Origin of the sequence: Aquabacterium sp. (genome assembly GCF_014378415.1) — a bacterium.
Taxonomy (GTDB): domain Bacteria; phylum Pseudomonadota; class Gammaproteobacteria; order Burkholderiales; family Burkholderiaceae_C; genus Aquabacterium.
Window position 1 is genome coordinate 1 of sequence record NZ_JACMNS010000074.1, and the last position, 8611, is coordinate 8611.

Sequence of the window (8611 nt, forward strand, 5' to 3'; positions counted from 1 at the left end):
CCAGCCCCAGGCGGAGTTATGCCATGGCAACCGTCACAGGACGGCCCAGTTGGCTGAAGCGGTTGAGCAAGGCCACGCGCACATGCAGCTCAACGACTTGACGCTCAAAGGTACGCGCCATCACGCGCTCGCCCAGTCGTTTGAAGCAGTGCATCTTGGTCTCCACCAGGCTGCGCCGGTGGTAACCACTCCACACCGTCCATATCCGGCGCCCAAGGCGTTTGCAAGCCAGCACCGCTTCGTTGCGCACCTTTGCCCCTGCCGATTGAGATTTCCACAGCTGAGCATTCTTGCGTGGCGGGATGATCGCCGCAGCACCCCGCTGCGCAATGGCCTCGTGGCATGCCCCGGTGTCGTAAGCCCCGTCTGCGCTGACGCTGGCCACGGGCGCAGCAGCAGGAATCTGCGCCATCAACTCCAGCAGGTGCAATGGCGATGTGCTGGGGCGGTAGCTCAGCTGTACACGCAGATGCCTCTGGCGCCGACTCACCGTGCTGAAATCGGGCACTGGCCAGTCCAGATTGGTAAGCCTCAACAGGCTTTGCACCATGCCCAGGCTCTGGCGCAGCGGCTGTCCAAACAGGCACTTGATGCTCAGGCAGAACTGGATGGCTGCGTCTGAGAACGTCTGGTTGCGACCGCGCTTGCCGTTGGGCTGGGCCAACCACTGCATCCTTTGTCCAGCCACACCGTCAGCGAGCCACGGGCCTTCAGCGACGCGTTGTACTCGGACCCGTTCGTCGTGCGGTACTTCGTCCGCATCTTCCTGTCTTGTTCCATCAACTCAGGCTACCACTTGGTCGCAGGGCTTTGTGCAACAAAGCCTGCGTTACCGGCTAGAAGGGTCACAAAGGTATTTTGCAATCGGCAAACCCGCCGGCCTGGGTAATACCAAAATGGCAAGGATTATGGTGGTCAAGGCCAGCTTTTCCAAGGCGCAACCCGGCCGATGCCGGATGCTTCTGACCAAAGTCTTCAAACCACCCATGCCGACCTTCAAACCAGACCAATAACCTGCTTGTGCAAATATGCTGTTGGCAAAAGAGTTTTTCTCAATGGAGAACTCGGTCAGCGCCAGGGTAACGCTGATACGTTGCTCGCTCCAGCCCGCCACCCAACGTTGAAAAGTCTGGCTGCGCAGGCCCATTCTTTCGGTCTCGCGGTAACCTTGGGCCGCGTTGCCAAAACTCAGCACTGCACGGTCAGTGCGCGAATGCAATCGATAATCGCTCAGTGCGCGCCCATCCCCGGCAATGGCCACCTTGCCCAGCAAGGCAATGCCATAGATGGTGTAAAAATCAGCTCCGTGCTTTTCGGCAGAATCAGTTGGCAAAGGCATGATTTGCTTCAACGCGCTGGCCAGATAGGCATTAGCGCTACCGGGTGAAGAGGGATACAAGATCCCTTTGTCCACAATGAGTTTGGACATGTCGCCCGCCACCAATTTGGCCGGCACGTGCGCCCCGGTTGCCTGCCCTGCAACGTCAACCAAGTCGGCTCGCCAATGCACTTTCACAACGCGCTCGCCTGCGAAGGCCTGCACAATTTCAGCGATGGCGCCTGACTTCAAGCGGTCATCGGCGTCGAGAAAAATGACGATGTCACCGCTCGCCATGCCAAAACCTCGGTTGTAGGCACTGATTTGTCCCAAATTTTGCGTTTGCCATGCCACCTGCACACGGTCGAGATAGGCACTCAACACGTGGCGCGAATCATCGGTAGACGCATCGTCAACCACAATGATTTCAATGGAGGCATGATCTTGGTGCAAAACCGAATCAATGGCATCCGCCAAAAAATGGCCATAGTTGTAGTTGGTAACAACCACAGACACCATTTTTTGCTCGCTATTTTGGCGTTCGATGCGCTCGACTGCTAACGTGTGCATAGCCACCCTGTTTTTTTTGTAAGCGTAATTACCATTAGCGTTGGACCAACGTAAATGGTGGCCCGTTGCAACTGCGTGATTTTTTGTAATTGTTACCCTTGAACCTTTCACCATGATGACACCCTGATTGCGGGTTCGGCCTCATTCAATGGGGCCAATGGCACCGTTGATTCGGTAAACTGATCTGCAACATTCGCACGATCAACAACATGCCACGACACATGACTGCAAACAGCTTGATTCCCTTCATCATCATCGCAACCAAAGGCCGAGCGGCAGTGGTTTTTGAGTTGTTGACCTGGCTGCAAGGTCAAACCCTGAGCGCCGCACATGTGGTCGTCGTGGGCGCAGAAGCCAAAGATGTCACCGATCTGGACAAGCACCCCATGACCTTGTCGGGCGCCGCCACCATCAAGCTTGCGCAACGCGCCGGGCTGCCACACCAGCGCAATGTCGGCATCGCGGTCGCCAAAACCTTTGGCTTGGCAGGCGACACGCCCAGTTTCGCGGTCTTCCTGGACGACGATTTCCGCCCCGAAGACCATTGGCTTGAAGCCGCACAGCGCCACTTCCTGGCCCATCCCGACATCGTGGGCATCACCGGCCACGTTTTGGCCGATGGCGCCCAAGGCACCCCCCTGTCTCAGGCCGAGGCCACTGCTTACATCAGTGGAGAGAAACCCCCCGAGAAGCACTGGGCCAGCGGCCCGGTCGAGCGCCCCATGGCCAGCTTATTCGGCTGCAACATGGCCTTCCGCGACAGCGTGATCCGCCAGTGCGAGTTTGACGAAACCTTGCCGCTTTATGGCTGGCAAGAAGACCAGGACTACACCGGGCAGGCCTCCAGGATCGGGCGCAATGTCTACATCCCTGATTGCAAGGGCGTGCACCTGGGCAGCGCATCCGGCCGGATTTCAGGCTTGCGTTTTGGTTATTCGCAAATCGCCAACCCGATGTACCTGATCAAAAAAGGCACCATGCCCAAAGGCAAAGCCTACAAGTTCATCGTCAGGCACCTGATCGCCAACACGGTCAAAAGTATCTTGCCTTCCCCCTTGGTGGACTACCCGGGCCGGCTCAAGGGCAATATGCGCGCCTTGCTGGATCTCGCCTCAGGCCGATGCGACCCCCGCCGCATCCTAGAGTTCGTCTGAGCGGGGCCAAGGAAGTTGTTGCCCGCCGCTTTGTTCATCAATGGCCGCTTTTTAACGCAAGGTGTCACTGGCATCCAGCGTTACGCCCGCGAGACGCTGGCATGCATGGATTCGCAATTGGGCCCCAATGGGCCCCACGCTGACTTCGGCCCCGTCACCGTCCTGGCACCTGCGGGAACGCCCGATCCCGGCTTGCGCCACATCCGATTTCAAACCGTCGGTCGCTTGTCGGGACACGCCTGGGAACAAACCGAACTGGCCTGGCACGCACGCCATGGCCTTCTGTTCACCTTCGGTTTCACTGGCCCGTTGCTACACAGGCGGCAAATCACCACCGTTCACGATGCCGGCGTGGTTCGCGTGCCTGAGGCCTACACCGCCAAGTTCAGGCTTTGGTACACCTTCATGGTTCGATCGCTGGTCAAACACGCGCCTTTGACCATGGCGGTGTCCCAGTTCAGCAAAAGCGAAGCCATCGCCTGTTTCGGCGCGCGCCCCGAGCGGGTTGGTGTCACCACCGAAGGCTGGCAGCACTTGCAAGCCATTCAGCCCGATGACCGCATCCTGGACAAGCACCAGTTGCGCGATCAGCCCTTCGTGCTGGCCGTCAGCAGCGCCAACCCCAACAAAAATTTCGGCACCATCGTCAAGGCGCTTGATCTGCTGGGCCCGCAGGCCCCCAGGTGCGTGGTTGCGGGCGCCACTAACTCGGCCATTTTTCAGCAAGCCACGACCAGCTCCGAGCACATGATCAAGCTGGGTTACGTCAGCGATGGCGAGCTCAAAGCGCTCTATCAGCACGCATCGTGCTTTGTCTTTCCGTCTTTCTATGAAGGTTTTGGCATCCCCCCACTGGAGGCCATGTCCAGCGGCTGCCCCGTCATTGCTTCTACTGCGGCCGCTGTAGTCGAGACCTGTGGTGATGCAGCGCTCTACTTTGACCCGCATCGCCCCGAAGAACTCGCCCAACGACTGACCGATTTTTTCAGCGACCCTGCGTGCGGCGCCCTCCTGGCTGAGGCCGGCCGGATACGTGCGGCTCAATACACCTGGCAGCGTTCGGCCACCCTCAATCTGAACATGATCAAGCAGTTTCTAAAATGACACCGCAGCCACCACTTGCAGGCTTGTCGAACCCGCGCATCTCTGTCGTGGTGTGCAACTACAACTACGAAAGGTATGTTCGGCAAACCATCGATTCTGTGTTGCAGCAAACCTACCCGCCACTCGAAGTGATCGTGGTCGATGACGGCTCAAGCGATGGTTCACTGGCCGTCATTCATGGCTATGAGGCGCAGGGCATCAAAGTGATTGCCCAGGCCAACGGGGGGCAAATCGCCGCGTACAACGCAGGCTTTGAACAGGCCCGAGGCGACGTGGTGCTCTTTCTGGATTCAGACGACGCCCTGCTGCCTGGCGCACTGGCCGAAATCGCCACGCACTTCGGCGAAGGCGTGGCCAAAGTGCATTTTCGGCTGGAGCTGATCGGGCCGAATGGCGAGCAAATCGGCGCCACCATTCCGCACGAGCTGGCCCAAGGCGAGGTGGCCACCGTGTTCCTCAAGCACGGGGTGCCGCACGCGTCGCCTCCCGCGTCGGGCAATGCTTATCGGCACAGTGTTCTTGGCAAGATCTTTCCGCTGCCTGCAGATGCGCAAGACCGCCATGGCGCTGACTTTTTCTGCATCTTCGGCGCCACCCTCTTTGGCACCGTATCGGCTTGCCAAAGCACGCTGGGGCTTTACCGCATTCACCGCCTGCCCAGCGCAGAGAGCTCATTCACCTTTGGCAATGCGGCCAAAGGTCTGTCGCTGGACAAGCGTTTGCAAGCCCGCATTGAACGTTTTGGGCGCTGGATCGCTGAGCGAAGCCAAGGGACCATCCAGGCGCCGACAACTCTGCTTGATTTTTCAAATGAAAAATCGGCCTATGCCAGCACCGCATTGGCCGGAAAGGGCTGGTGGACTGACACTCGCGCCACCCTGGCGCGGCTGCCCAGGCTTGTGCGTTCAATCGTCGTCAGAAACGACTACAGCGTGTTCAAGAAAGCAGGCCTGATCGCCTGGTCGCTTGTGGTGCTATTGGCCCCCAGAAACCTGGCCACCAAGGCCGCGCGCTATGTGTGTGATCCAGGCAGCCGCGGCCCTGCCAGACGACAAGGTGTGATGCGATGAGGATTGCGTTTGTCTCGCCTTTCACCAACACCACCAACCGCTACATCGACATGCAAAAGCAATTGCTTAGCGACTGCGGTTTCGATGTCAAACCACTGAACGTCAAATCGGTACTGACGGGCCGTGCCTGGGGTATCTTCAAGCGCGACAACGTGATGGCCTTCCATTGGCTGGAAACGCGCCCCTATGTGTGGCGGGGTGCCAACCCCAGCCTGTCGCTCAAAGGCTCGGTGGAGTTCCTGTTCTACGTGGTGCTGATAGCCATCGCCCGCGCCAGGGTGGTGTATTTTGTGCACGACCACGCGGTGCACGACACCACAGGCTGGCGCAAAAAACTGTCGGTCCAATTGATCAAGTTGCTGCGGGCACTGGCCGACACACGCGTGGTGCACGACCCCAGTTTCGCCGGCACCTACCAAGCCACCTACCTGCCCCACCCGCTGTATTGGGACGATGGGCACACCAACACCAAGCCCATGCCCGCCGCTGCGCGCGGTTCAGAACAGACTCAGTTCGGCATGCTGGGCGCTGTCAGGCCCTACAAAAATATCCACCGGATTCTGGAGATCTGGCCGCAAGGCGTGCGCTTGATGATCCGTGGGCGCGCCACCGACGACTACGCCGCGCAGTTGAACGAGGTCATCGCGCGGCGCCAACTGGCCCCCCACGTGGCCTTTCAATCAGGCTACATGAGCGACGAAGATTTTGCGGCCAGCCTGGCCGCGCTTGACGTCTTGATCCTGGCCCACATCAGCGATTCCATGCTGGTCAGCGGCGCCTTCTTTGAGGCCATTGGCCGCGTCTCGGCCATCTGGGCGCGCCAGAGCCCTTTCATCAAATGGGCTGCCAGCCAACTGCCCAATGCCCTGCCTTTCAAAGACGATGCAGAACTGGTGGAACGCGTCGTGGGATTGAAGTCCATCCCGGCCAACAGGGGCACGGCTGAAGCCCAGGCCGACAAGGCGTTGGCCGCCATCCGGCTGTTTGGCTGGAAGGAATGTGTTCGGTCCTATTCAGCCATGCTGAACAACCCATCACCAAAGAAGAACTAAAAGCACCCGATGGCTTCGCTCAACAAGCATTTGATATCTGCCTACGCAGGTTATTTCTTCAGATACGTTTATCTGATCGTTCTGATCCCGTTTTACGCGCGCGTGCTGGGGCCCGACTCCTACGGGCTGGTCCTGGCGGCCATGTCGGTGCAAAGCATTGTGTGGACCATTCAGAACTGGGGTTTTGCCTTCACTGGCGCGCGCAACATTGCCAGCCTTAAAACCGATGCAGAACGCAACCACGAGTTCAGCCGCCACCTGACCGCGCGCGCTTTGCTGGTGCCCATTGCGGTGGCGGCAGGCATTATTTTCATTGTGGGCTCACCCTTGTTGAGCAGCCACCCTGCCACGGCAAGCCTGGCCGTGCTGTGCGGCATCATTGCCGGGTTCAATTTGGGTTGGTATTTTCAAGGCCGGCTCAATTTCACCACTCCCGTGATGATTGAAATTGCAGGCTTCGTCATCACGCTGAGCATGGTTCTATTCCTGGTGCGTGGCAGTGCAGACTCGATTTACGTGATGGCCTCGTTGGCCACCTCATCGGCCATCACCAGCTTCATCGCCTATTTCATCGCGGCCAAGGCAGAGCCCATGCGCCTGTCCAGCGTTGCCGACGGCTTCAACCTCATCAAGCAATCCACGCCCCTGTTCATCACCAGCGGCACCTATGCCTTGATGACCAACGTGGGCACCTACTCCCTGGCCACCTTTGCCACACCGGCCCAAGTGGCCTACTTTGGCACCGCCGAAAAAGTCATCACCACAGGCCTAAGCCTGTTGGCGCCCGCGGGCCAAGTCTTGCTGTCCTGGTTCTCCAAGATGCTCCATGAAAATGGCGACACGCAAGAAGTTTTGCGCCAGCAAAAGCGGGCCGTGAAATGGGTGTGCATCGCAGGCGGCCTGGCCACCCTGGCCGCATTGACCGTGGCCCCCCCGCTGCTCAATCTGTTGCTTGGCGAGAAGTTTGAACACGCGTCCACCATCCTGATGGTGATGAGCCCGATCTTTTTGATGGCCGCCTTCAACAATGCCATCTCGGTTTACATCTTCTTGCCCAAGCGGATGGAGCGCGAAATCAGCGCCATCAGCATAGGCACCACCACCTTTGGCATTGGTTTGACGGTAGTGGGCGCGTGGCTAAACGGTGCCATTGGCGCGGCTATTGCAAGAGTGATCGCCGAGATGATCACCTCTGTCGCCCTGATAACGCTGTACAGGTACAAACGGACATTATTCCAATGACATCGACGCCCCTCATCTCATTCATCATCGTTAACTACCGTGCGGCGGACAAGGTGGAAAGGGCCGTGCGCAGCATCGGTGAATACTGCACCTCCAGCCATGAAATCATCGTGGTGGACAACAGCGACGCCACACCGCACAGGCTGGACCTGGCGAACCGACTGCGGCCCCTGCCCGCCCAGCTGATCGACCCCGGCCGCAATGGCGGCTTCGGTGCCGGCTGCAATGTGGGGGCGCAACATGCGTCAGGCAATTATTTGTTCTTTTTGAACCCTGACGCCGCGCTGGTGGAAGACTGCGCCACGGCCATGGCGGCCACGTTGGCTAAAGACAGCACCTTGGGCGCCATGGGCTGCAAAGTCATCAATGAAAACAGCAAGGTTGAGAACTCGTTTGGCGAGTTCATCACCATCAAGCGCCCGCTGCAGTGGGCCAAGCATGTGCTGCATGGGTGCGTGAGGCGCCTGACCGGCACCCAATCAGCCCCGCCCCCCACCAAGCCGATCCCACAGCAGGGCCTGTTTGAAACCCAATATGTGACTGGCGCGGCCTTGATGATGCCCAGCACGGTTTTCAGCAAACTCAATGGGTTTGACGAATCGTTCTTCATGTATGCAGAAGAAACGGACCTGCAGTACCGGATGACCAAGCAGCTTGCCCTGCGGACAATGGTGGATTTAGGGGTGAAGGTGTTCCATGAAAACGGCGGCACCTTCACCATTAAAAATCATCGGCGCTGCTTGCTGGAGCGTGGTTGCTATATTTTCATCAAAAAACACCACAGTTTTTTATACACCAAATCATATAAATTATTAGCGCTCGCTGCGGCGTCCATTGAAGTATTGGCGTCACCTGTTTTCAGTGATTATTCTGCAAAAGAAAATGCCAAGCTCTTCACAGAAATATTGAAGTTCTGATGAAAAAATATAAATAGGGAGTTTAAACAATGAGCCACCGCAGGGCTTTGTTGCGCAATGCGGATGACAGACGGTATGGCCCCAGCCCCAGGCGGAGTTATGCCATGGCAACCGTCACAGGACGGCCCAGTTGGCTGAAGCGGTTGAGCAAGGCCACGCGCACATGCAGCTCAACGACTTGACG

The 8611-nt window shown here is 58.2% G+C and carries 7 protein-coding genes and 1 pseudogene; 6 read left to right on the forward strand and 2 right to left on the reverse strand.

Features of this window, described 5'->3' with window-relative positions:
- Window positions 1–16 precede the first annotated feature (16 nt).
- Both H7225_RS07105 and H7225_RS07110 read right to left on the reverse strand, forming a co-directional pair.
- Window positions 17–780, reverse strand: a pseudogene (locus H7225_RS07105) (IS5 family transposase).
- 49 nt (window positions 781–829) lie between these two features.
- Window positions 830–2002 (reverse strand): glycosyltransferase family 2 protein, encoded by a 1173-nt coding sequence (locus H7225_RS07110; protein WP_290660274.1) that lies wholly within the window; start codon window positions 2000–2002, stop codon window positions 830–832.
- A 107-nt stretch (window positions 2003–2109) separates the two neighbouring features.
- On the opposite strand from H7225_RS07110, the gene H7225_RS07115 reads away from it, so the two are divergent.
- Genes H7225_RS07115 through H7225_RS07140 form a run of 6 tightly spaced genes read left to right on the forward strand, consistent with a single transcriptional unit; the run spans window position 2110 to window position 8427 of the window.
- Window positions 2110–3042 carry a glycosyltransferase family 2 protein gene (locus tag H7225_RS07115; protein WP_290660276.1) on the forward strand — a complete coding sequence of 311 codons (933 nt, stop codon included), beginning with the start codon at window positions 2110–2112 and terminating at the stop codon, window positions 3040–3042.
- Window positions 3043–3060: 18 nt separating this feature from the next.
- A complete protein-coding gene (locus H7225_RS07120) occupies window positions 3061–4146 on the forward strand; it encodes a glycosyltransferase family 1 protein (protein WP_290660278.1) in 1086 nt (361 codons plus the stop codon).
- Entirely contained in the window at window positions 4143–5216 is a 1074-nt protein-coding gene (locus tag H7225_RS07125) for a glycosyltransferase family A protein (RefSeq protein WP_290660280.1), read from the forward strand. The genes H7225_RS07120 and H7225_RS07125 overlap by 4 nt, the downstream gene beginning before the upstream one ends.
- Complete coding sequence (locus H7225_RS07130; RefSeq protein ID WP_290660282.1) at window positions 5213–6268, forward strand: glycosyltransferase; 1056 nt, start codon at window positions 5213–5215, stop codon at window positions 6266–6268. Before H7225_RS07125 ends, H7225_RS07130 begins: the two co-directional genes overlap by 4 nt.
- Before the next feature lie 9 nt (window positions 6269–6277).
- Entirely contained in the window at window positions 6278–7510 is a 1233-nt protein-coding gene (locus H7225_RS07135) for an oligosaccharide flippase family protein (protein WP_290660284.1), read from the forward strand.
- Entirely contained in the window at window positions 7507–8427 is a 921-nt protein-coding gene (locus tag H7225_RS07140) for a glycosyltransferase family 2 protein (protein ID WP_290660286.1), read from the forward strand. The genes H7225_RS07135 and H7225_RS07140 overlap by 4 nt, the downstream gene beginning before the upstream one ends.
- Window positions 8428–8611: the final 184 nt, after the last annotated feature.